Origin of the sequence: Rhizobium sp. CECT 9324, from assembly GCF_918741265.1 — a bacterium.
In the GTDB taxonomy this organism is placed as follows: Bacteria; Pseudomonadota; Alphaproteobacteria; order Rhizobiales; family Rhizobiaceae; genus Allorhizobium.
This window is the reverse complement of the sequence record NZ_CAKKMZ010000002.1, coordinates 526,361-548,695: the sequence shown is the minus strand read 5'-3', so window position 1 is coordinate 548,695 and position 22,335 is coordinate 526,361. Positions and strand designations below refer to the sequence as shown.

Genomic DNA, 22,335 nt, shown 5'->3' with positions numbered 1-22,335 from the left:
TTCACACTGAGCCTTTAGGTAGCATCCAGCTCAACCACATGTGAGAACTTCTCACCGGGAATTTCGGCCGCGCTGCCCATCAAGCCTTACAACAGGTCGTTAGAATTCCTTCAACGCGACCTGACAGATTCAGGATGGGAGAGTGAAGCTACCTGCATCTCGTCAACCAACACCACCTTGTTCCTGCCGAGGCCCTTTGCAGCATACAGCGCCTTATCGGTTGCCTTAAAAAGGTCTTCGGGGCGTTGCGGCTCCTTGCAGACCCCAACACCCGCGCTGATACTCAGTGAAATGGGTGTCGAATATTCGACGTTAAGCACCCGAATAGCCATGCGAATACGTTCCGCCAGCATTCTAGCGCCTGCTTCATCGTGATCGCGGACAAAGATTCCGAACTCCTCCCCGCCGAGCCGAGCAAATGCATCTCCCGGTCTCAACTGCCGCGCCACCTCCAGGGCCACCGCCTTCAGCGCCACATCGCCACCTTCATGACCAAGCTGATCGTTCACACGCTTGAAGTGATCGATATCCAGGATGATGAAGCAATCACCAGGGCTGAGGGATGCGGGAAGTTTGGAATAGAACCAGCGACGGTTTTTCACACCGGTTAACACATCGGTCTCGAGAAGCTTTCGAAGCTCGGCTTCCGCGCGTTCGTTTACGAAAATCAAGGCAAAGAGGGAAACCGCAAAATGACAGATTATGAGGAGAAAAAAGTAAAACCGGACATCGTCAGCTATGTGTTGCCACCCTGCTATACCCGAGAGCACCAAACCCGTCAGAGCTGTCGCTCCTGCAAGTGTCGCACCAAGCAAGAAGCGCGCCGACAAGGGCTCACGCTGGTTATCCCACAAAATCTTGACTGCTGACGCTCCCAGGAAAATGGAAGCGTTCGCGTTGAACATCGTCCCACGGCTCTGATTGTCCAGATGAAATCCTGTCGCCAGTGCAACAGCTACGACCAAGGCGGGCAGGAACAGTGAAATCCAGTCCTTCACGTCGACATTGCCGCTACTCAGTCGCTTGATACCGACCCATATCGCGGCGTATCCCAATACCCCAACCGAGAAACTTCCAATCGTCCAGACTCGGAAAGGAAGGGCTTCTTTCTCGCCCCAGCCAGCAACGGTTGATGCAAAGGCGAGAAGCAGGAACCCTACGGCTAGAGACCCAAGTCCTTTGGACGCCTGTGGTGATTGCCATTTTACATACGCAAAGCAGAACGCACCAACCAGGAACGAGGATTTGTGAAGTAGTAGTACAGTTGCGAGATCCAACGTTCCAGCTATCCCAAGCAGTTACGAACATTCAGCGCGTATGTAGCTGCTCAAGCTTATTTTTTAGTGAACCATGACTGATACTTCGGCTCAGGGTTCGATGGTCACGGAAACAGGAACGGTGCCTAAGAGCGCCTCCAATAAAACGGCCAGTTGGCCTGAACGATGAAGAGCCAGCGTTCCTCCTGTACAAGAATGACTTCAATTTGCGATAACGGCAAACTTCACGCCTCAATACATGGTGCGCGACAGACGCCCCCCCAAAGACAGAATCCTCGTCGGACATCGCTTTCAAGTTGGAATACCTGGCAGCAGCGGCGCCGCCGTCATTGCGCCTCCAGCACCGCCTCAGCCTCGATCTCCACCTCATAATCGCCAATCAGGTTTCCTGCTTCAATCAGTGTATTGGCGGGAAGGATTTCTGAGAAAAAGCGACCATGGGCACGCGACACCGGCTCCCATTGCGAAGCATCCCGGAGATAGATGCGCGTGCGCACGACATCCTCCATGCGTCCGCCAAGTGCGGTAATCGACGCCGCGATCTTGTCGAGGATATAGGTGGCCTGGGCACCGGCATCGTTGGGTGCAACACAGCGGTTGCTGCCATGCGTCGCAGTCGTACCCGACACCAAGATGCGGTCGCCTGTCCTAACGGCCCGGCTATAACCCGCCAGAGGCTCCCAAATACTGCCGGACGAGACACGCCAGCGATCCTTGCGGCCCGGCACGGGTGCAGCGTTGTAAACGGACGGGATCGCGTCCAGGTGATGGCTGAGATCGCCGGAGGCAGTGAGAAAGGGCGGCTTGCGGTATTCGTCGCCGCAATCGCCCGGGATCGGCGTGCTGGCGGCAAAGGCCGTCCCGAGAAGAGCTCTATCGTCATCGTCGAGCGTGAAGGTAAAGACCCTCAAATTGTCGTCGCGATGCTCGTTTTCGCCAAGCCTTGCGCCAATGATCGTGGCGGCGACCGCCGGATGTTCGAGGATAAAGCGGCTGGCCACGTTCGAAATGGACACGCCGTGTTTGCGCGCGATATCAGATGCTGCTTTCAGAATTCCCTGATAAACGGCCCAGCCGCCCGCGGTATCGATAAAACGTTTGTATTTCGAACGACTCCAGTCTGGGATCGATGCCGGTTCGGGCTGCCCGAGCCATTTTTCGGAAAGAAAGCCCCCGCAAAGGGTGCCGTAGGCGAGAAGCTTTACACCCGTCTTCTGACACAGCACTGACAAGTCACCCGCCGCCCGCCGGTCGATCAGGGAGAAGGACACCTGGTTGCTGGCAATCTCGATACCGTCGGCAAGGGCGAGACCCAGATGGGCTGCGTCAAAATTTGTCAGGCCGAGCGCACCGATCAGCCCTTCCTCCTTCATCGCCTGCATCTCGTGCAGGGCATCCAGCCAGGCAGGATGTTCAAAGGTCCACCAATGGAACTGCAGCAGATCGACCTTTTGCGTGCCAAGCCTTTCCAGTCTCTCCTCAACACCGCGTCGCACAACATCGCGGGTCATCGGACCAGGCTCGGGGCACCATTTGGTGAAGGCGACGGGCCGCCCGGATCCGACAGGCATGCGCTTGAGTAGATGGCCGGTAATGATCTCTGCCGAACCATAGTGGTCTGCCATGTCGAATGTGTCGAAGCCAGCCTCGGCATAGGCCTGGAGCGCGTTGGCACCGTGCTCCGGGTCAATTGTGCTGCCGTCTTTCTCGATGTCTGCGACCTGCCAGAGGCCACAGACAAGCCGACTGATCGAAAGCCCCGGTGCAAGGTTTGTGCGGTCTGGATGCATGGTGATTATTCCTTGGCGGATAAAGGCAATTTGTTGCGCAGGCGGGAGAGCGGGCTGACTTCGCCGAACAGACCGCGCGGACGCAGCAACAGCATGAGGCAGAGGCCGACGCCGATCGCAACGATTTGCAGTGCGGCGGCGCGCGCCTGATCTTCGGGCGGAACGAATGCGGAGACGGCAGCTGCGGTTAACGCCCACAGACCCCAGACGAGGATCGCGCCGGCAATGGCGCCACGATTATTGCCGGAACCGCCAACGATCAGCATGGCCCAAACCTGGAAGGTGAGGATCGGCATATAGTTGTCAGGAGCGATGAAGCCGATGAAATGCGCCTGGGCAGCGCCGGCAAGCCCCATGATGGCACCACCGACGGTGAAGGCCTGCAGCCGAAAGCTGGTCGGTCTCTTGCCGAGCGCCTGCGCCGCAACCTCATCCTCGCGAATTGCGCGCAAGACGCGCCCCCATGGGCTATGGGCCAGATGCTGAAGTCCGGCATAAAGCGCGAGCACGACGAGCGCCAACAGGCCGCAATTGGCAAGAGCGAACAACAGGGCGTCGCCTTGCAGGCCGGCAAAGGGCCGAGGGATGAAGCCGATCCCAAAGGCACCGCCGGTCAACGGCTGCAAATTCAGCATGCAAAGCTGGACCGTGACCGCAACGCCGAAGGTTGCAATCGCTAGGTAATCGGCCCTCAGCCGAATGGTGAGTGCGCCGACACCCCACGAGAGCAATCCCGAGACGATAGCAGCCCCCAGCCAACCGATGGCGATCGGCATATCGAATCCACCGAAACGTTCGGCGGTTTGCGGAGTGGTGAGGATTGCCGAGGTATATGCGCCGACGGCGACGAAGGCAGCAATGCCGACATTGAACAGACCTGTCATACCCCATTGTACGTTGAGCCCAAGGCAGATGATCGCATAGGTCAGAGCCATAGTGAGAAAGAATGCGCCATAGGCGACAAGGTCCAGGATCATGACGCTTTTCCAAACAGACCGCGAGGTCGAACAAGAAGGACGGCAATGAGGATCGCAAACGACACTGCCGAGCGCCATTCCGCCCCGATGATCTGGACCGTAAAGGCCTCGCAGAGACCGATGAAGAGGCCGGCAATCATTGCTCCCGGAACGGAGCCAATGCCGCCGAGAATGGCGGCGGCAAACAGCGGCAGCAGGAGGTCGTGGCCGAGATAGGGGCGGATCTGGATGATAAGTCCGCTCATCATGCCGGCAATGCAGGCAAGAGCTGCACCTAAGAACCAGGCGGTTCGGATCACCCGGCGCACATCGATCCCGGCAATCCCGGCAAGGCCGGGATTTTCGCTGACTGCGCGCATGGCGCGACCGATGTCGGTCCGTGTCATCACAAGGTGCACGGCCACGACTGCGATCAACGCCACGGCTAGCATGGCCAATTGGTCCGGTGTGGCGCGCAGACCGCCACCAAGCTTCATGGCAATCTGCAGTGCCTGGGTGAAATAGGCGGGCTTGGAGGTGAACAGGAATTCGAGCAGGCTGCGCAACGCCAGCGATGCGCCAAAGCTTGCCATGACCATGATGATGATCGCACTACCCCGTCGCCGGAAGCTGGAAAATAGCGCCGCATCGACGGCAAGCGCCAGAAGGCCGGTCACGATGACAGCCAGGACGGCTGCTATCGGTAGCGACCAGCCGAACGAGAACGGACCTATAGGCGTGGTCCACCCTGCCCCCAACACACCGATCGCACTACTGATGCCAAGCGCCAGATAGGCGCCCCAGGACAGAAGCTCACCATGGGCGAAGTTGGAAAAGCGCAGGATCGAATAGGTGAGCGTCACACCGATCGCGCCAAGTCCGATGATCGCGCCGGCAATCAGTCCATCCATGAGAAATTGCGGGTTCATCGGGCAGCCTCGCTGGAGACATGCGTAGCGGTGCCGAGATAGATTTTGCCGATCAGCGGATCATCGGCAAGCGCCGCCGGCGTCCCTTCGTGGCGAATGCACCCCTCTGCCAGGATGACGGCGCGATCGGCAATCGCCATCGCCGCCTTGACGTTCTGCTCGACCAGGACAATCGTGACGCCATCGCCGTTGATGCGCTTGAGCATGGCAAACACCTCGCCGACAATTTTTGGCGACAGGCCGGCGGAAGGTTCATCGAGGATCAGAACCGGCGGATTCAGTGCCAGTGCCCGCGCGACCGCCAGCATCTGTCGCTGGCCGCCGGAAAGTGCGCCTGCCAGTCGTCTGGGCTTGATGGCAAGATCGGGAAAGCGGGCAAACAAAGCCTCGATCATGGGCTGGCGGTTGGCCTTGGGAAGGAGCGCCACAGCGATCTGCAGGTTCTCCAGGATGCTCATGCTGGCAAAAACGTTTTCCGTCTGCGGCACGAAGGCCAGACCTTCCGCCAGTTTGCGATGCGGTGGGACCTTGGTGATGTCCCTGCCCGCCAGATGGATCGAACCGGAATGGACCGGCACCATCCCCGCAATCGCCTTTACGAAGGTGGATTTGCCGGCGCCATTCGGGCCCAGAAGAACAACAAGCTCGCCTTTCGCCACGGCGAAATCAACGCCGCGAACGATCGGCAGATCCGGTTCATAGCCCGCAACCAGTGCGGACGTCGCAAGAATGCTGGCGGTCATGCGCCACCGCCCAGATAGGCGTCGATAACGGCCGGATTGGCCGCAACCTCGACCGGCGCTCCTTGAGCCAGCACCTTGCCGAGCGCCATGGCGACTACGCGGGAACACAGTCTCGACACCATTTCCATATTGTGCTCGATCAGTAGGATAGACCGGCCCTGCGCATTCAACTCCACAATGCGTTCGATGATTACTTCGAGCAGGGCCGGATTTACCCCGGCGGCCGGTTCGTCGAGCAGGATGACCTGGGGATCGGCCATGAGCACGCGGGCCAGTTCGAGCAGCTTGCGCTGGCCGCCCGAAAGCACACGCGCCGGTTCATGCGCAAGCCTCGACAACGTGACGAAATCCAGCAAATCATGGGCTTTCTTCAGCGCCGCCTTTTCCTCGCGACGGACCAGACCTGGCGTCATGAAATTGGCAAAAAGCCGCTCGCCAACCTGCTTTTGCGCCCCGACCAGCAGGTTTTCAAGCACGCTCATCTCGAGGAACGGCCGTGGAATTTGGAAGGTACGGGCAACCCCATGGGCGATGCGTCGCTCGGGAGGCTCGCCGGACACTTCGCGGCCGCCAATCCAGATTTCGCCCGCACTTGGCTTCAAACTGCCGGCGAGGAGGTTGAACATCGTCGTCTTACCCGCCCCGTTCGGGCCGATCAGGCCCAACATTTCACCGTGCGCGAGCTCAAGCGACATATCGGAAACAACCGTCAACCCATCGAAACGCTTCGTCAGTCGCCGCGCCTCGATAGACGGCGGCGCTGCCCCGGAAGGCAAAGCAGGTGCATGGACGGTATCGGCGATCATCGTGAAAAAGAGGCCTTGATTTGATTGGTGATGTTTGATCAAACTTTACACGTGAACGAAAATCAACCGATATTTCCTTGAAGGCACGCGATGGCAGGAATTACGGAAACGGTCGGCCCTGTAGATGCCCCCCTTACCCCCGGCCTGATACCCGTAGAGCGTGAGACGGTTCAGGACCGCGTTTATGGACAGCTACGCCGCACATTGATCAATGGCGGCTTTGCTGCCGGAGACATGCTGCGTATCGTCGATTTGGCGGATCGGCTGAAGACAAGCACCATGCCGGTGCGTGAGGCGCTCGGTCGGCTTGTCTCTGAACAGGCTCTGGAAGCTCTCCCGAACCGCTCCGTTCGCGTGCCTCTGATCACACGGGAAAGACTTGACGATCTTGAGCGGGCTCGCATCCTGATCGAAGGACGCCTTGCGGCATTGGCCTGCAAGCAGTTAACGGCAGCCGATCTCGAAGGCTTGAAGCAGACCAACAGGGACTGCGAGGCCGCCTTTGAACGACACGGCCAGGACGTCGGTCCGGTCACCTCAGAAATCAACCAGCGGTTCCATTTCCAGATTTACCGGGCTGCCTGTTCGCGGGTACTGATCCCCATGGTGGAAAGCCTCTGGCTCCAGTCGGGCCCGGTTGTGCGCGCAGCCGCCCATATCCACGACGAGCAAGGTGGACTGGCCGCAACCAATCACCACTGGTCGATCGTCGAGGCGCTCGAAGCGCGCGACGAGCAGGCAGCGGTCATCGCACTGGCCAACGACATCGGCCGTTCCTTTGACCTTGTGCGCGGGCGTCTCGATGCCGGCGAAGAGGCGGCGTAAGGAACCTGTCATGGGCGAAGTTGACGATATTTTCGAGCTTTTCGATCTCAGGGTCGACGTCGTGGTGCCGGACGGCGGCACCGTTTACTGCGGCGCAAAGCCGGGCGACTATTTCGAACTCCACGGCGAGATGCTGTATCTGCCGCCCGGACAGGGGATATCCATCTATTCGCTGGCTTCGGTCATGCCGCTTCTGGCGGCAAAGCAACGCCCGACCCATGCCCATGACTGGATGACCACGGACAGCGATATCGCCTGCCCCGATCCTAACTGCTCGACACGACTGAGGATCCGGCGCACCGGGCTCCGCCGCTTCAGCCATGCCGCAACCACGGCTGTACCCCTGGAAAAAGGAGAACCGTGACCATGCAACGCATCACCGTCGCCCCTGGCTATGAAATTTCGCGCGTCATTCGCGGCGGCTGGCAGCTGGCTGGCGGCCATGGTGCAGTGGATGAGGAGGTGGCGATCGACGACATGGTGGCCTTTGCCGATGCCGGCATCACCACCTTCGACTGCGCCGATATCTATACCGGCGTCGAAGACCTGATCGGCCGCTTTCGACTGCGCTACCGAGACCTACGTGGGCAGGCGGCCCTTGATCGCGTGCGCGTGCACACCAAGTTCGTGCCGGACCTCGGCGTGCTGCCGACCATCACCAAGGCCTATGTCGAAAGTGTCGTCGACACCTCGCGCAAGCGCCTCAATCTTGACCGGCTGGATCTCGTGCAATTCCACTGGTGGGACTACGAGATGCCGGCCTGGCTCGACACGCTCGGCTGGTTGAAGGAACTGCAGGCCGAGGGCCGGATCGACAAGATCAGCGGCACCAATTTCGACAGCGACCATGTCGACGCCATCATCGATGCCGGCATTCCCTTCACCTCGCTGCAGCTGCAATATTCGCTGCTCGACCGACGCCCGGAAAAACAGATGGTAACGCTGGCGAAACGACACGACTTTTCGCTGTTCTGCTATGGCACCGTCGCGGGAGGTTTTCTCTCCGATCGCTGGCTCGGCAAGCCTGAGCCCGAGCATCCGCTGGAAAACCGCTCGCTGACAAAATACAAGCTGATCATCGATGATCTCGGCGGCTGGGAGCTTTTCCAGACACTACTCTCGGCATTACGCAAGATCGCAGACCGCCATTCAGCCGATATTGCCACGATTGCCAGTGCCGCGATGCTGCGCAAGCCTGGTGTGTCGGCGGTCATCGTCGGCGCACGCAATCGCGAACATCTCGGCGCCAACCTGGCCATTGCCAGCGTCGAGCTGTCGGCCGCCGATCTTGCCGAGATCGATGCCGCGCTCGTCGGATCTGCGGAACTGGAAGGCGATGTCTACACGCTCGAGCGCGACCGGGCGGGGCGTCACGGCAGCATCATGAAATACAATCTCAACAAAGGGGAATGACATGAACAAGGGGAAAAACATGAAAAATCTTGTACTCGCATCGACAATGCTGACGGGCCTAGCGCTCAGCACATCGTCCGCACTGTCGCAGGACTGCGACATCACCGTCGGCGTCGTGATGGAATTGACAGGACCGGCCGGCGAATACGGCAAGGCAGGCGCAAAATCCGTCGAAATGGCCTTCCGCGATTTCAATGAAGCAGGTGGTGTCGGCGGCTGTAAACTCGTGATGGATACGCGCGACAGCCAGAGCCAGGGCAATGTCGCGGTCGACCAGGCGACCCAGCTCGTCAACATCAAGAAGGTGCCGGTGATCATCGGCGGCATCATTTCGTCAGTCTCGATCCCAATCCTCACCTCCGTTACCGCACCGGCGGGCGTGGTACAGGTTTCGCCCGCCTCTTCCTCACCGACCCTGACCGCACTCGGTCGCGACGGCAAGACCAATGGAGTCTTCTTCCGCACCATTACTTCGGACGCGTTGCAGGGCACTGCGGCCGCCAAATATGCGCTCGACCAGGGCATGAAGAAGATCGCGATCGTTCACGTCAACAACGACTTCGGCAACAATCTGATGGGCGAGTTCACCGCCGCCTTCACCAAGCTCGGCGGCACGATCACCTCGACCACGCCTTACAACGAAAAGCAGGCAAGCTATTCGTCCGAGGCCTCCGCTGCCATGACCGGCGAACCGGACGCGCTCTATCTCGTCTCCACCCCCGTCGACGGCGCGACGATTGCACGCGCCTGGATTTCCGGCGGCGGCGTGCAGAAATTCCTGTTCAATGACGGCATGAACTCCAAGGACTTCATCGCAAGTGTCGGCGCCCAGTATCTCAACGAAGCCTATGGCACGTCGTCCGGCACGACACCGACGGCCTCCACCGAATACTTCAACACCAATTACGAGCAGTTCTCCGGCGGCATTGCTCCTTCAGCACCCGCGGCCGACCGGTCCTATGACGCCGGCGCAATCGTGGCACTGGCGATTGCCAAAGCCGGAAAGCCGGACAAGGTCGCCATCAAGGCCGCCATCGCCGAGGTCACCGCGCCAGGCGGCACGCCGATCCATGCCGGCAAGGCGGAATTTGAAAAGGCGCTCGCTCTCCTCAAGGACGGCAAGCCGATCAAGTATGAAGGTGTCATCGGCCCGGTGAGCTTCGACCAGTATGGAGATATCACCGGTCCGTTCCGCCTGTGGAAGATCACCGATGGAGAAGTGACAACGGTCGGTGAAATGCCGTCCGACGACGTCTCCAAAATCAAGGCCGAGCTCGGCAAATAAGCCGTCACAGCCAATCCTTCCAGCGGGCAGCAGAAAGCTGCCCGCCTCCGATGGCGCTAAACAGACAGCAAACACTTGCAATCGAATATGTCCGGCCAAGGCTCACGCATTTCCCCGTGCATCGCAAATGGCCAGGTTTCAAAATACGCTAGCCAAAAGGAAGTATTCGCCTTACCTTTGGGGGCAGCATTACGTGAAACCCAATTATCAATGCCACTGAATCCAAAGCGTCCCGGCAGACGCGAAAAGGAGGCGTAGTATGATGATGCAATTCGAGTCCGAGCGCCCATTGGTCGACATTGGCCAGAAGGCAATATTCTTCGCGGAACACTTCCAAAAAATACCGACATTGTTCCAGCTTGACTACATTCCCACCCAAGTCACGCTGGCGAAATGGAGCAACATGCCGGAGATCGAGGCGGAGGTGTCCCGTTGCGGCTATACTTGGGGCATTGAAGCCACTGGGTTGCCGAAGAAAGGCATGAAGCCGCGCGGGTGTTACCTCAAAATCATGAGCGATCACGACTGAGCAGCCTCCACGGTTGCCGCATGATGCCTCGCACGCAAGGGCTTTGCGGACAGAGATCGTTGCACGATATCGCATGAGTCACCTGGCAGATTGGAACATTCTCTTGTTGATCGGCATTGCCCATCTCAAGGAGATCAGCCATGTCCAAAAAACCCAGCAAGTCGCCGTCGCCTCCAACTCCGAGCGCAAGCGATCCGCATCCAGGTAGCGTTTCCGACGGCACCCGCCGCGATGCGGGCGAAACCAACGGCACCAATGCCGGAGGAGGTGCCGAGAAGTCAGGAAAACGCGCACCGCCCTCAGCGTAAGTCACGTTCCTGGGCTTGAGCGGTACATTAATGGAGCAATTGAACATGGACGATGATCGTTCGGCGCGCGGCGAAGGATGGTGGGAAGCCATGGTGGGCGACAGCGGGACCAATATTGGCCTCGTGCGCATGCTGGTCTTAATTTTCGCATTCATCGTCATGCTTGGCATTACACTATGGGCGATCTGGCCAACATAGCGGACCCAGCGTGCGGGCTTAAGGTTGGCGATCCGTCTCACTATCTACTTTGAGACCATGGACAGTCACCGTTCCGCCAGGGACACCGTTTACGGTATCAAAGCACACCCCACGCACGAAACCTGCCTCGTCCGGTGAGCTCACGCAGATTGAGTTCAGCCGCAATCTTGAGCGCACCCTGTGGCGTAACGCGCAGTTCTTCTGCAATCATGCCCGCCGATACCATCGGCTTCGCAAGAACAAGCTCAATCAGTTGCGGCAATTTTGAAGAGGCGCGCCGACCGGCAAGCCGATGCTGCATCTGCTGACGCGCCAACAGCAGTCGGTCGTGATCCTTCATCCCCAGTTCGGCTGAAGCCTTCAAGGCATCGACGAATGCGGACAGCCTTGTATCGCGATCACGGCTGGCACGCCGTTCCCGCTGAACCTGCTTCATGCCAAGATTGACGGCAACCAAATGCGACGAGCTCACGCCTGTTTCGCGCAGCACCGCGCCAGCCAACAATCTGCCAAGCCAGGGTGCGTGCTGCAGCACCTGCAACTGGTGCCAGGCATCAAGCAGAAGCACAGCTCGCAAAACAGGCGGCAGTGCTTCGGTTTCCGTCAATACCGCACGCCATTCCTGCAACCGACTGTCTTCATCCCAGTCAGGCTCATAGACAAACGGATTGCGATCACGGCTTGCCGTGCGGGCCGGTTGGCTCGCGCCCGAAATCAAGGCTTCGCTGCGTGCAAGCACCGCATCCATCTCGGCCAGTTGCTTTGCAAGGGGATCATCGGCGTCATCCTCATCATTGTCCGGATCGACCACTCTCTGATATTCGGGCACCGTTGGGCCAGTATCGGCCGAACAATCCCCTGTGCTACGTCCACGAAGCACTCCGTCAGCACTGAGCGCCCACGCCGGTTCATGAAGAAGGATACGCCGTCGCGTCCGCAATACGTCGTGCGCAATGGTCAGTTCATGCGTCGGCGCACGCACGCCCATGCTGGCATCATGAAGGACAAGGTCTTCGAGATGGACCAGCTCGCCATCCACCCATAACGAGGCGACCGCATCGCTGAAATGCGACCGCGCGATCCAGCCTTCACGCAATGGGGAACGGGCAACGCGCTCATCAAGCCGCGTCAGCGCCGCCGTTGCCGCCGTGACGGGCGCAAACATTGTCGAGACGGGGAGCTTGGAAAGATCGTATCGCATGGAGCCGACCGTAAGTGACTCGCGCAACGAAAGCGAGAAGCCAGTTTTGTTTCGCTCGCACGAGGACGACATCACCGGGCCAATGGACTTCCCTCAGGACCGGCCGAACGGAATTCGCCGGCGCAGTGTATTTCTGTAGCTCAGAATGCCCTCATGTGATCAGAAACGCCCTGAAATCGTTGACATTGGTGCCCGTCGGGCCGGTTACAAACAAATCGCCAATGAGATCGAAGGCAGACCAGGCGTCATGACCGGCAAGAAAACTGCGCCCGTCACCACCTGCAGCGCGGATCCTGTCGGCGGTCGTCCCATCGCAGAAAGCGCCGGCGTTGTTTTCTGAACCATCGATGCCATCAGTATCGGCAGCAAGGCCCGTGACCTGCGCCAGGCCCTGCAAGTCGAGCGCGGCAGACAAAAGAAACTCGGAGTTGCGTCCACCCTTGCCAGGTCCCGAATTGCCGATCGTGACAGTGGTCTCGCCACCGGACAAAAGGACAAGGGGCTTGGCGAATGGCTTAGAACTGAGGGCGAACTCCCGCGCCAGTGCAGCATGCATGCGCCCGATATCCTTCGCCTCGCCTTCAATGGAGTCCGACAGGATCAAAATGTCGGCGCCGGATAGGCGGGCCTTGTCAGCCGCAGCAAGCAAGGAGACCCGGGCCGAGGCGATCACATGCACCTCGTTTCGCTCGAAAACCGGATCCGATGGATCAGGCGCCCTTTCACGCCCGATTGCATCAATGACCCGTTGCGGCAGGTCTATGCGATAGTCACGGATCAGTCCCATTGCCTCCTCCGCATCAGAGGCGTCCGGCACAGTCGGCCCCGAAGCAACCAACGCCGGGTGATCGCCTGGCACATCAGAGACAATGAGCGTGACGACCTTGGCCGGATGTGCGAGCGCGGCAAGCCGCCCCCCTTTGATGCGAGAAAAATGCTTGCGAAGCACATTCATGGCTGAAATCGGCGCACCGGACGCAAGCAACGCTTCGTTCAACCTGATTTCGTCCGACAGTTGAAACCCTTGTGGCGGGGCCGGCAAGAGAGCGGAACCGCCGCCGGAAATCAAGGCGACGACAAGATCGTCCTCGCACAAACCATGGACGTGATCCATCAGCGCTTGTGCCGCCTGCAAACCGGCAAGATCAGGCACTGGATGAGCCGCTTGCAGGATCCTTGTGTGCCGGCAGACCTCAATCGGGCCGTGGCGATCAACCACCAGCCCTTCGAACGGACCGTCCCAGGCTTTTTCGAAAGCCGCCGCCATCTTGGCCGCCGCCTTACCAGTACCGATGACGACGGTCCGGCCCTTCGGCTTTGGCGGCAGATGTCGGACGATGGCATCATAGGGATCGGCGGCCAATACGGCGGCCTGAAAGAGGGAGGCCAGAAAAGGCCTTTTGTCGGCTATCAACTCATTCTCCGTCTATCGCGCGATCATGGCGGCAATCCCGTTGCTCATTCGAAAACCGTAGAGAACGCCTATGCTCCAATCCAGTTCCACAGCCGCAAGCAAGGCAAATATTAAGCGCAGATGCACCGGTCGGCAGGTCTATCTGAATAAATATGAGGGTAACACATCGCGGTCCTATGTCCTGTTCACCTAATCTCTGTCCGCGCCCGCGGACGCGTGTCGTTGCGCTCATGGGAAAAGATCGTGCGGGACAAGGCAGGCAGATCACGGATCATGTCCGCCGCCTTTTCGCCGACCATGATTGTCGGGGCATTGGTATTGCAGGAAGGCACGCGCGGCATGACCGAACTGTCGCAAACCCTCAGGCCCTCCAGCCCGTGGACCTTCAGGTCAAGGCCGACGACCGCATCCGCCCCCCTGCCCATCTTGCAGGTTCCGACAGGATGATGGTCGGTCTTGGCGTTCGCGCAGCCGTATTCGAACAGTTCCGCCTCGGTCTGAACCTTTGCTCCGGGCAGACGCTCGGCGAGAATATAGGGTTTTAGGGCAGCCTGCTGGAAGATCTCGCGGGCAATCCGCAATCCCTCCAGCGACATCGTGCGATCATGCGGATCAGACCAGTAATTCGGGTCGATCAAGGGAGCTGAAGTCGGATCGGCAGATGAAAGCCTGACCGTGCCGCGCGATCGCGGATGCAGATACGCCGAATTCAACGTCACGCCGGCATTCCTCAACTTCTCGACGCCCGCCTCGATACCTGACCCCAGCCCCAGATGAAACTGGATATCCGGCGAACGCGCTTGCGGGTCGGCGTACCAGAAGCCGCCGGTCTCGAAGAGTGACGATGCAACCGGGCCCGATCTGAACAGCAAGTATTCCAAACCCGCCCAGAGCGTGCGATGCAATTTTGCCACGCCATCATAGGTATGATCGCCGGTGCATTCGGCAATGACAAAGAGATCAAGATGATCCTGCAGATTACCGCCCACGCCGGCGAGATCATGTTTGACATCGACACCCACCGCACGCAGATGATCGGCAGGACCGATGCCGGATTGCAGCAGCAGCTTCGGCGAACCAATTGCTCCGGAGGTGACCAGCACTTCGCGCTCGGCTCGGACGAGCTCAACACCCTTTGGGGTGACGATCTCAACGCCGACGGCGCGGCTACCCTCAAGAATGATCCGGGCCACCCTCGCACCGGTTCGGATCACCAGGTTCTGGCGGTCGCTGATCGGAGAGAGATAGGCAAGCGATGCCGACGAGCGACGGCGGTTGCGCTGCGTCAACTGATAGAAGCCGACACCGGCCTGTTGGCGACCGTTGAAGTCATGATTGTAGGGAATACCAAGCTCCTGGCCCGCCCGAATATAGGCATCGCAGATCGGCAGGGCCGACACCGGCATTGAAACGCCAAGCGGGCCGCCATAGGCATGGTAATCGTCGGCAAAACGCTGGTTGTCCTCAGCGCGCTTGAAATAAGGCAGGATCGAGCGATAGTCCCAGCCTTCGCAGCCGTCTTCGCTCGCCCATAGATCGTAATCTGCGGCATTGCCGCGCGTGTAGAGCTGGGCATTGATCGAAGAACCGCCACCAATGACCTTTGCCTGGGTATATCGCAGTACCCGGCCGTTCATGTGCTTCTGCGGCACCGTTTGCCACCCCCAACTCGCCACGCCCTTGGTCATCTTGGCAAAGCCCGCCGGCATGTGGAACAAAGGGTTCCAATCACCGCCGCCAGCCTCCAGCAACAGGATATTGACATCGGGATCCTCGCTCAGGCGGTTGGCTAGCACGCAGCCAGCCGGCCCGGCGCCTGTGATGATGTAGTCGAAACGCATCTTGGTCTGTCCTGTTACAAACGCGGGATCGAAAGGCCGCCATCGGCGTCGATCACGCTGCCCGTTGCAAATGCGAAACTGCCGGAGGCCAAAGCCGCGCAGATGTCGCCAATATCTTCCGCCTGGCCCCAGCGCCGCATCGGAACCAGGCCATTGTCAATCAAGGCATCGTATTTTGAGGTAACGGCGGCGGTCATATCGGTGCGAATAATCCCGGGGCGGACTTCGAAGACGGCGATACCTGATTGAGCAAGCCGCAAGGCAAGTCCCTGCGAGAAGGCGGCAAGCCCTGCCTTGCTGATGCAATAATCAAGGCGTTCGGGGGAGCTCGCCTGGGCCGATACCGACGTGATGTTGATGATCGACCTTGCGTGCTGCGGCTCGGCCACTGTCAGCATCGCTTTCACGACAGACTGGGTGAAGAATACGGTGCCTCTCAGATTTGTATCCATGATCGTGTCGAAATTCGCAGGCTCAAGCGCGAGAAAATCGCCTCGCACCACCGAAGCCATACCGGCATTGTTGACCAGACAGTCAATTCTGCCGAACCGCTCGATGACCGTCTTTACCGTTGCCTGATGGCCATCGACATCGGCCACGTCACCATGGACATAGATGGCGTCCCCGCCGAGCGAAGCCAGGAAAGACAGAGCCTCCTGTGCCGTCGAGGCATCGCCTATCCCGGTGATTGCCACGTCGTAACCGGCTTTGGCCAACGCGGTTGCGATCCCAAGGCCGATACCCCGGCGACCACCGGTCACCACAGCCACCGGTCTTTTCGTTTGATCGGTCATGATGCCAAATCCTTCGATGCAATATGATCCGCCACACGCAGTGCCTGGGCGGCGACGGTGAGCGCTGGATTGACAGCAGCTGACGTCGGCAAGAGGCTCGCATCTACGACAAACAGGTTTGCATGGTCGAACGCGCGGCAATACACATCAAGCGGTGACGTTGCAGGATCCTTGCCAATCCGGACCGTGCCGCATTGATGCGAGGGCGTTCGCTTGTCAAAGGGCCGCGACAGCACGATCGGGAAGCCCGCTTTCTTCAGCACAGACTTCAGCTTCTTGACGAGATCGAGATGCGCGTCCCAATTGGTCCGGTGCCACTTCAGGATGATCCGCTCGCCGTCCACCATGACGCGGCTTTCCGGATGCGGCACGTCCTCGCTCATCGCGTAGAAATCAACGGCATGGGCTGAGATCTGGTTGAGGAGCCACTCGGGCACCTGCGGCAGATTTGCCTTCAGGATTGCACCGGAAATTCGACCAAGCAGCTGGATATTGCCAAGCGGCGGCCCGCCATTGCCGTCGGACAGATAGAAGTCGTTAAAGCCGAGCGTCTTCTGATAGATGGAATCGTTGCGAAACGACGGCGAGATTGCCAGCACGGCGCTGGAATTGTGGTTCATGAAATTGCGACCGACCTGATCCGAACTGTTGGCCAGGCCTTTCGGAAAACGCGCATCGGTCGAACGCAAAAGCAGGACTGCGGATTGCACAGCGCCTGCTGCCAGGATCACGAGTTTTGGCGAGACCGATCGTACCTCTCCGTTTTGCCTGTAGTGGACGGTGTGGATGGTCTTGCCATCCGCTGCGGCCTCAAGGCGAACCACAGGCGAATTCGTCTGAAGCCTGACATTTGCATGCTGCAGGGCCTTCGCCAATGGCGCTGTCTCCGCATCCAACTTTCCATCGTCGGCGTTGGGATGCGCGTCCCATGGCGTGCGAGCCTTTCTCAACCATCTGTCGATGTCGATTGCGAGTGGCAGGGAAAAGGGGTGCATCCCGGCCGCCTCAAGGCGGGCGCGAACCTTGGCGATTGCCGGTTCGTCGGGAACCGGAGCAAATGCGTAGGGCTCCGAATGTCTGGGCTCCGTTGGGTCCTGGCTATCGTCACCGCGCACCTGGAAAAGCTTTTCGGCGCGGCTATACCAGGGTTCGAGTTCCTCATAAGCAAAAGGCCATGCTGGCGAAACGCCTTCACGATGCTGCATCTCGGCGAAGTCTTCCCGACGATAGCGCACCAGCACAGCGCCATAGAACTTCGAATTGCCGCCGACATAATAATAGTTGCCCGGATTAAATGCGGAGCCGCCATGCTCGTACCACATCTCCTTCGGTCGAAAGTGACCACGTTGGAAGATGGCTCGCGGGTCGCGGTTTTCCGGGCGGTCCGGCAGATGTTCGCCGGCCTCCAGGATCAGGATTCCCGCCCCGGTTGCTGCCAATCCGGCCGCTATCGTCGCACCACCAATACCAGAGCCGATGATCACGATGTCAGGTGACTTTGTCATTTCAATACACCTGCCCTCGATTACGCGATCCGCAATTGTGTCTTCGGATCGAAGAACACAGCCTTGTCGAGGTTGAACGCAAGCCTTGCCATCTGCCCGGCATGAATGCTGGCATCGGCGCGGAGGCGGGCAACCACTTCCTTGCCGCCAAGTTTGGTGACAGCAAATGTGTCCGAACCCGCCGGCTCCACCACTTCGATCAGGCATTCCCCTTCGGCCAACGACTTGGCATTGCGGTCGGCGCCATCTGGATCGGTCAGTGCTTCGGGCCGGATTCCGAAGATGATCTGTTGCCCGGCATGTGCCTCGAGCTGTCCCCTACCGCCGGCGACCGGGAGGCGGATGGGATTGCCATTTGGCCGCGACAGCGACACGGAGAGGCCAGAAGCATCCTTTTCGAGCGTGCAGGACAGGAGGTTCATCGCCGGCGAGCCCATGAAATCGGCGACGAACATATTGGCAGGATTGTTATAGATCTCCGCCGGCGAACCGAACTGCTGCAGCACGCCGTCCTTGAGAACCGCGATCTTCGACGCCAGCGTCATCGCTTCGATTTGGTCATGCGTCACATAGACGATCGTCGTCTTCAAGCGTTGGTGCAGACGCTTGATTTCGGTTCGCATGTCGACCCGCAGCTTGGCATCGAGGTTGGACAGCGGCTCGTCGAAAAGGAAGACTTGCGGGTTGCGCACCAGAGCACGGCCCATGGCGACACGCTGACGCTGGCCGCCGGACAGCTGGCTTGGCTTGCGATCGAGAAGATGACCGATCTGGAGAATGTCCGAGACTTCCTTGATCGCCTTATCGCGCTCGTCCTTCGTCACTTTGCGGATTTCCATGCCAAACGCGATGTTGCCGGCCACCGTCATGTTCGGATAGAGCGCGTAGGACTGGAAGACCATCGCGATGTCTCGCTGAGAAGGAGGAAGATCTGCAACATTGCGGCCATTGATAGCGATCTCGCCGGAGCTGATCGGCTCCAACCCGGCAATGGTATTCAGAAGCGTAGACTTGCCGCACCCGGACGGGCCGACCAGCACCAGGAAGCCACCTTCCTCAATCTCGATATTGATGTCCTTCAGAATCTCCAGCGCGCCATAGGATTTGCGCAGATGGGATATTTTCAGGAATGACATGATCTTATCCTTTCACAGCACCGGACATCAGGCCGCGCACGAAGTAGCGACCAGAGACGATGTAGACGATCAGGGTTGGCAGGGCAGCGAGGATCGCGCCCGCGAAATGCACGTTGTATTCTTTGACACCGGTGGAGGAGGAAACGAGATTGTTGAGTGCCACCGTCATCGGCGTCGAGCCTGCACCGGAAAACGAAGCACCGAACAGGAAGTCGTTCCAGATATTGGTGAATTGCCAGATGACCGACACAACGATGATCGGTGCCGAAGACGGCAGCAGGATGCGCCGGAAGATCTGGAAAAAGCTCGCCCCATCGATTTGTGCGGCACGCACCAACTCGGTCGGGAACGCCTCATAGTAATTGCGAAAATAGAGTGTCGTGAAACCGAGACCGTAGATCACATGGACGAGGATCAGGCCCCAGATGGAACCCGCCAGTCCGAGCATGCCGAGAATACGGGCCATCGGTATCAGCACGATCTGAAACGGGATGAAGCAGGACAGAAGCAACATTCCGAAGAAGATGTTTGATCCGCGGAACTGCCACTTGGTCAGCACGTAGCCATTCAGCGCGCCGACGATGGTCGAAATGGCAACCGCCGGGATGACCATCAGGATTGAATTGATGAAGTAGGGCTTCAGACCAGTGGGCGAGACGCCTATCTGCGCCGCAGACCAAGCTTGGGTCCAGGGTTCCGTCGTCCACACTTCAGGCAGGTTTAGCATGCCGCCTTGGCGGATTTCTTCGAGCGGCTTCAGTGAATTGACCACCATGATATAGAGGGGAAGCAGATAGTAGATCGCAAAAATGATCAGGGCCGTGTAGATCAGCACTCTGGTGAGCAGACCATGCGAGATTGCATTTTGGGGATTTGCTGCGCCGCTCATCAGCGGTTACCTCCGCGAACTTCCGAATAAAGATAAGGGATGATGATCGAGAAAATCATGATCATCATGATGATCGCCGACGACGCGCCGATGCCCATCTGGTTGCGGGTGAAGGTGTAGGAATACATGAAGGTCGCCGGCAGCTGTGTCGCCTGTCCTGGGCCGCCGCCCGTCAGGGCAATGACAAGGTCATAGGCCTTGATGGCCAGATGGGCGAGCACGACAAATGCCGACAGGAAGACCGGACGCATCAGGGGAATGATGATGCGCCGATAGATGGTGAAGGTCGAGGCCCCATCCATCTGTGCGGCCTTGATCATCTCGTTGTCGACGCCACGCAGGCCGGCCAGAAACATGGCCATGACAAACCCCGACGATTGCCAGACAGCGGCGATGACGACGCAGTAGATCGCCATCGTATTGTCCTTGATCCAGGTGAACGAAAAGCTCTCCCAGCCCCAGAGATGCATGGTATTTTGCAGCCCGATGCCCGGATCGAGGAACCATTTCCACGCCGTGCCCGTGACGATGAAGGACAGCGCCATCGGATAGAGGTAGATCGGCCGCAAAAACCCCTCGCCCCTAATCTTCTGGTCCAGCAGGATCGCCAGAAACAGTCCAAGCACCGAGCAGATCAGAATGTAGAGCGAGGCGAAGATTGCCAGATTGGAAATCGACCGCCACCAGTGGGGCAACGCCCAGAGCTTGGAATAATTGCTCAAGCCGACGAAATTGTAGGACGGCAGCATCTTGCTGTCCGTCAGCGACAGGAAACCCGTATAGGCGATGAACCCATATACGAAGATAACGATGACAACGAAGCTCGGCGCCAGGACAAGCTTGGGCAAAAACTCCTGAAGTCTGTCACGACCTTGCATCGATCTATCCACCCTTATTAATTCAATCAGTGAGACGGCGGATCCCGGATCCGCGCATTGTCGATCCGCAGATAGACAGGATCCATGCGTCGGCAAATGTGCCGACCGTCACCATTCCGTTGAGATTTTGTTGCTTGAAACTGCCGTGGGAGAATTTGCCTCCCACGGCGTTTGTCTGCATGCTTACTTCGCAGCCTCGACTGCAGAGACAAGTTCCTTGACGGCATCCTCTGAGGATAGCTCGCCGTTGAACTGACGGGTCACCACGTCATAGATCGCGTTCTTAACCGATGCCGGGTTCGCATGACCGTGTGCCATGGAGCCATACAGCGTACCGGCCGTGTTTGCCTCGGCAAGATCCTTGATTGCTTTCTTGCCGCAATCATCAAAGGCCTCGTCAGACACATCGGTGCGCGCCGGCGCAGATCCCTTGACCACGTTGAACGCAGACTGGAAAGCCGGGCTTTCGATGGCGGTTGCCATTTCGAGCTGCGACGGGATCTTGGCTTCAGCAACCTTGAACATCGCGAACTGGTCGGAGTTGAAGGTCACCATGCCCTGGGTGCCGGGGAAACGCATGCAGACGAAATCGGTACCCGGCTTCTTGTTCGCTTTGATGAATTCGCCCTTGGCCCAGTCGCCCATGAACTGCAGCCCGGCCTTGTTCTCGATGACCATGGCGGAAGCGAGGTTCCAGTCACGGCCCGAGAAATTGTCATCCACGTAGGAACGCAATTTCGTCATGCGATCGAAGGCTTCCTTCATCTTGTCTCCACCGAGCGCTGCCGGGTCGAGATCGATGAAGGCCTGCTTGTAGAAATCGTTACCAAGCGAGAGCACGACAGCATCGAAGATCGTCGCATCCTGCCAGGGCTGGCCACCATGGGCGACCGGGGTAATGCCCTGTTCCTTGAACTTGTCGAGAAGCGCGACAAGCTCGTCCCAGTTGGCAGGCTCCTTGCCGCCAGCCTTGTCGAGCGCTGCCTTGTTGATCCAGACCCAGTTGGTCGAGTGTACGTTGACCGGTGCAGCGATCCAATGGCCATCATATTTCGAGAACTGCTGGAGTGCCGTCGGGATGACCTTGTCCCAGCCTTCCTTGGCGGCAATGTCGTCGAGATTGCCGAGTGCGCCTTCCTTGGCCCAGTCGAGAATATCGAATCCAAGCATCTGCACGGCGGTCGGTGCATTGCCGGCCGTCACACGGGCACGCAATACGGTCATCGCTTCGGTACCGCCTCCGCCGGCGACCGGCATATCGGTCCAGCCGATCCCCTTGCCTTCCAGATCCTTTTTCAGAACGTCGAGTGCCGCAGCCTCGCCGCCCGATGTCCACCAATGCAGCACCTCGACGCCTTCGGCAGCGCGAGCCACCCCTTGCGTCACTCCCAGTGCCAATGCCATCGCTGCCGTCGTCATCAAAAACTTGCGCATCGTATCCTCCCGTTTGCAAGTCAACATTGCGGGGCAACTACCCCGCGTTCCCAAGCCGCCTGCCCAAGCGGACAGTTGGCAACTCCTCCCACGGCATACTGCCGATACCCAATTTAAAACGTTACAAATCCAGTTGAGTCAAGATACCGAGCCGGCTCAAAATTCACTGTATAAACGAACTAAA

Annotated in this window: 22 protein-coding genes; 7 read left to right on the top strand and 15 right to left on the bottom strand. The window is 58.8% G+C overall.

What is annotated here, in order from left to right:
* Positions 1-110 precede the first annotated feature (110 nt).
* From LQ231_RS22460 to LQ231_RS22435, 6 genes are all read right to left on the bottom strand, one after another.
* Positions 111-1,277 (bottom strand): GGDEF domain-containing protein, encoded by a 1,167-nt coding sequence (locus LQ231_RS22460; RefSeq protein WP_230174084.1) that lies wholly within the window; start codon positions 1,275-1,277, stop codon positions 111-113.
* A 326-nt stretch (positions 1,278-1,603) separates the two neighbouring features.
* Positions 1,604-3,067 carry an aldo/keto reductase gene (locus tag LQ231_RS22455; protein WP_230174083.1) on the bottom strand — a complete coding sequence of 488 codons (1,464 nt, stop codon included), beginning with the start codon at positions 3,065-3,067 and terminating at the stop codon, positions 1,604-1,606.
* A 5-nt stretch (positions 3,068-3,072) separates the two neighbouring features.
* Positions 3,073-4,044 carry a branched-chain amino acid ABC transporter permease gene (locus LQ231_RS22450; RefSeq protein WP_230174081.1) on the bottom strand — a complete coding sequence of 324 codons (972 nt, stop codon included), beginning with the start codon at positions 4,042-4,044 and terminating at the stop codon, positions 3,073-3,075.
* A complete protein-coding gene (locus LQ231_RS22445) occupies positions 4,041-4,952 on the bottom strand; it encodes a branched-chain amino acid ABC transporter permease (RefSeq protein WP_230174079.1) in 912 nt (303 codons plus the stop codon). Before LQ231_RS22445 ends, LQ231_RS22450 begins: the two co-directional genes overlap by 4 nt.
* The gene (locus LQ231_RS22440) at positions 4,949-5,695 is read right to left on the bottom strand and encodes an ABC transporter ATP-binding protein (protein WP_230174076.1); all 747 of its coding nucleotides are present in this window, start codon (positions 5,693-5,695) and stop codon (positions 4,949-4,951) included. The genes LQ231_RS22445 and LQ231_RS22440 overlap by 4 nt, the downstream gene beginning before the upstream one ends.
* Positions 5,692-6,501: an ABC transporter ATP-binding protein gene (locus LQ231_RS22435; protein WP_230174074.1), complete on the bottom strand. Its 810-nt coding sequence runs from the start codon at positions 6,499-6,501 to the stop codon at positions 5,692-5,694. The genes LQ231_RS22440 and LQ231_RS22435 overlap by 4 nt, the downstream gene beginning before the upstream one ends.
* A 90-nt stretch (positions 6,502-6,591) precedes the next feature.
* Here LQ231_RS22435 and LQ231_RS22430 point away from each other — a divergent pair, with 90 nt between their 5' ends.
* The 7 genes from LQ231_RS22430 to LQ231_RS22400 all read left to right on the top strand — a co-directional run bounded on the left by LQ231_RS22430 (position 6,592) and on the right by LQ231_RS22400 (position 11,059).
* Positions 6,592-7,326 (top strand): GntR family transcriptional regulator, encoded by a 735-nt coding sequence (locus LQ231_RS22430; protein WP_230174072.1) that lies wholly within the window; start codon positions 6,592-6,594, stop codon positions 7,324-7,326.
* Positions 7,327-7,336: 10 nt separating this feature from the next.
* Complete coding sequence (locus tag LQ231_RS22425) at positions 7,337-7,690, top strand: TIGR04076 family protein (protein ID WP_230174070.1); 354 nt, start codon at positions 7,337-7,339, stop codon at positions 7,688-7,690.
* Positions 7,691-7,692: 2 nt separating this feature from the next.
* Positions 7,693-8,739, top strand: a complete 1,047-nt coding sequence (locus tag LQ231_RS22420) for an aldo/keto reductase (RefSeq protein ID WP_230174068.1) — start codon at positions 7,693-7,695, stop codon at positions 8,737-8,739.
* 19 nt (positions 8,740-8,758) lie between these two features.
* Positions 8,759-10,024: an ABC transporter substrate-binding protein gene (locus LQ231_RS22415; protein WP_230174066.1), complete on the top strand. Its 1,266-nt coding sequence runs from the start codon at positions 8,759-8,761 to the stop codon at positions 10,022-10,024.
* A gap of 259 nt (positions 10,025-10,283) precedes the next feature.
* Positions 10,284-10,553 (top strand): hypothetical protein, encoded by a 270-nt coding sequence (locus tag LQ231_RS22410; RefSeq protein WP_113140086.1) that lies wholly within the window; start codon positions 10,284-10,286, stop codon positions 10,551-10,553.
* Positions 10,554-10,693: 140 nt separating this feature from the next.
* Positions 10,694-10,861, top strand: coding sequence for a hypothetical protein (locus tag LQ231_RS22405; RefSeq protein WP_230174064.1), 168 nt, complete (start codon positions 10,694-10,696; stop codon positions 10,859-10,861).
* Positions 10,862-10,906: 45 nt separating this feature from the next.
* Positions 10,907-11,059 (top strand): hypothetical protein, encoded by a 153-nt coding sequence (locus LQ231_RS22400; protein WP_230174063.1) that lies wholly within the window; start codon positions 10,907-10,909, stop codon positions 11,057-11,059.
* Between the two features lie 97 nt (positions 11,060-11,156).
* Here the strand turns inward: LQ231_RS22400 and LQ231_RS22395 are convergent, their stop codons facing one another.
* The 9 genes from LQ231_RS22395 to LQ231_RS22355 all read right to left on the bottom strand — a co-directional run bounded on the left by LQ231_RS22395 (position 11,157) and on the right by LQ231_RS22355 (position 22,151).
* Positions 11,157-12,260, bottom strand: a complete 1,104-nt coding sequence (locus LQ231_RS22395; protein ID WP_230174062.1) for an RHE_PE00001 family protein — start codon at positions 12,258-12,260, stop codon at positions 11,157-11,159.
* 151 nt (positions 12,261-12,411) lie between these two features.
* Positions 12,412-13,674 carry a glycerate kinase gene (locus tag LQ231_RS22390; RefSeq protein ID WP_230174061.1) on the bottom strand — a complete coding sequence of 421 codons (1,263 nt, stop codon included), beginning with the start codon at positions 13,672-13,674 and terminating at the stop codon, positions 12,412-12,414.
* A gap of 185 nt (positions 13,675-13,859) precedes the next feature.
* Entirely contained in the window at positions 13,860-15,515 is a 1,656-nt protein-coding gene (locus LQ231_RS22385; RefSeq protein ID WP_230174060.1) for a GMC family oxidoreductase N-terminal domain-containing protein, read from the bottom strand.
* A 14-nt stretch (positions 15,516-15,529) separates the two neighbouring features.
* The gene (locus tag LQ231_RS22380; RefSeq protein ID WP_230174059.1) at positions 15,530-16,309 is read right to left on the bottom strand and encodes a 3-ketoacyl-ACP reductase; all 780 of its coding nucleotides are present in this window, start codon (positions 16,307-16,309) and stop codon (positions 15,530-15,532) included.
* On the bottom strand, positions 16,306-17,814 hold the full coding sequence (locus LQ231_RS22375) for a GMC family oxidoreductase (RefSeq protein ID WP_230174058.1): 1,509 nt from the start codon (positions 17,812-17,814) through the stop codon (positions 16,306-16,308). The genes LQ231_RS22380 and LQ231_RS22375 overlap by 4 nt, the downstream gene beginning before the upstream one ends.
* A 20-nt stretch (positions 17,815-17,834) precedes the next feature.
* The gene (locus tag LQ231_RS22370; protein ID WP_230174057.1) at positions 17,835-18,950 is read right to left on the bottom strand and encodes an ABC transporter ATP-binding protein; all 1,116 of its coding nucleotides are present in this window, start codon (positions 18,948-18,950) and stop codon (positions 17,835-17,837) included.
* Positions 18,951-18,954: 4 nt separating this feature from the next.
* Positions 18,955-19,839, bottom strand: a complete 885-nt coding sequence (locus LQ231_RS22365) for a carbohydrate ABC transporter permease (protein WP_230174055.1) — start codon at positions 19,837-19,839, stop codon at positions 18,955-18,957.
* Positions 19,839-20,717 (bottom strand): sugar ABC transporter permease, encoded by an 879-nt coding sequence (locus LQ231_RS22360; RefSeq protein WP_230174053.1) that lies wholly within the window; start codon positions 20,715-20,717, stop codon positions 19,839-19,841. The genes LQ231_RS22365 and LQ231_RS22360 overlap by 1 nt, the downstream gene beginning before the upstream one ends.
* A 183-nt stretch (positions 20,718-20,900) precedes the next feature.
* Positions 20,901-22,151, bottom strand: a complete 1,251-nt coding sequence (locus LQ231_RS22355; RefSeq protein WP_230174052.1) for an ABC transporter substrate-binding protein — start codon at positions 22,149-22,151, stop codon at positions 20,901-20,903.
* Between the last annotated feature and the right edge of the window lie 184 nt (positions 22,152-22,335).

Coding starts and splice junctions, on each gene's coding strand:
- LQ231_RS22385 (WP_230174060.1), bottom strand. CDS start 15,515: ATGCGTTTCGACTACATCATCACAGGCGCCGGGCCGGCTGGCTGCGTG.
- LQ231_RS22360 (WP_230174053.1), bottom strand. CDS start 20,717: ATGCAAGGTCGTGACAGACTTCAGGAGTTTTTGCCCAAGCTTGTCCTG.
- LQ231_RS22395 (WP_230174062.1), bottom strand. CDS start 12,260: ATGCGATACGATCTTTCCAAGCTCCCCGTCTCGACAATGTTTGCGCCC.
- LQ231_RS22455 (WP_230174083.1), bottom strand. CDS start 3,067: ATGCATCCAGACCGCACAAACCTTGCACCGGGGCTTTCGATCAGTCGG.
- LQ231_RS22430 (WP_230174072.1), top strand. CDS start 6,592: ATGGCAGGAATTACGGAAACGGTCGGCCCTGTAGATGCCCCCCTTACC.
- LQ231_RS22425 (WP_230174070.1), top strand. CDS start 7,337: ATGGGCGAAGTTGACGATATTTTCGAGCTTTTCGATCTCAGGGTCGAC.
- LQ231_RS22400 (WP_230174063.1), top strand. CDS start 10,907: ATGGACGATGATCGTTCGGCGCGCGGCGAAGGATGGTGGGAAGCCATG.
- LQ231_RS22365 (WP_230174055.1), bottom strand. CDS start 19,839: ATGAGCGGCGCAGCAAATCCCCAAAATGCAATCTCGCATGGTCTGCTC.
- LQ231_RS22405 (WP_230174064.1), top strand. CDS start 10,694: ATGTCCAAAAAACCCAGCAAGTCGCCGTCGCCTCCAACTCCGAGCGCA.
- LQ231_RS22410 (WP_113140086.1), top strand. CDS start 10,284: ATGATGATGCAATTCGAGTCCGAGCGCCCATTGGTCGACATTGGCCAG.
- LQ231_RS22355 (WP_230174052.1), bottom strand. CDS start 22,151: ATGCGCAAGTTTTTGATGACGACGGCAGCGATGGCATTGGCACTGGGA.
- LQ231_RS22370 (WP_230174057.1), bottom strand. CDS start 18,950: ATGTCATTCCTGAAAATATCCCATCTGCGCAAATCCTATGGCGCGCTG.
- LQ231_RS22415 (WP_230174066.1), top strand. CDS start 8,759: ATGAAAAATCTTGTACTCGCATCGACAATGCTGACGGGCCTAGCGCTC.
- LQ231_RS22375 (WP_230174058.1), bottom strand. CDS start 17,814: ATGACAAAGTCACCTGACATCGTGATCATCGGCTCTGGTATTGGTGGT.
- LQ231_RS22450 (WP_230174081.1), bottom strand. CDS start 4,044: ATGATCCTGGACCTTGTCGCCTATGGCGCATTCTTTCTCACTATGGCT.
- LQ231_RS22445 (WP_230174079.1), bottom strand. CDS start 4,952: ATGAACCCGCAATTTCTCATGGATGGACTGATTGCCGGCGCGATCATC.
- LQ231_RS22380 (WP_230174059.1), bottom strand. CDS start 16,309: ATGACCGATCAAACGAAAAGACCGGTGGCTGTGGTGACCGGTGGTCGC.
- LQ231_RS22440 (WP_230174076.1), bottom strand. CDS start 5,695: ATGACCGCCAGCATTCTTGCGACGTCCGCACTGGTTGCGGGCTATGAA.
- LQ231_RS22435 (WP_230174074.1), bottom strand. CDS start 6,501: ATGATCGCCGATACCGTCCATGCACCTGCTTTGCCTTCCGGGGCAGCG.
- LQ231_RS22420 (WP_230174068.1), top strand. CDS start 7,693: ATGCAACGCATCACCGTCGCCCCTGGCTATGAAATTTCGCGCGTCATT.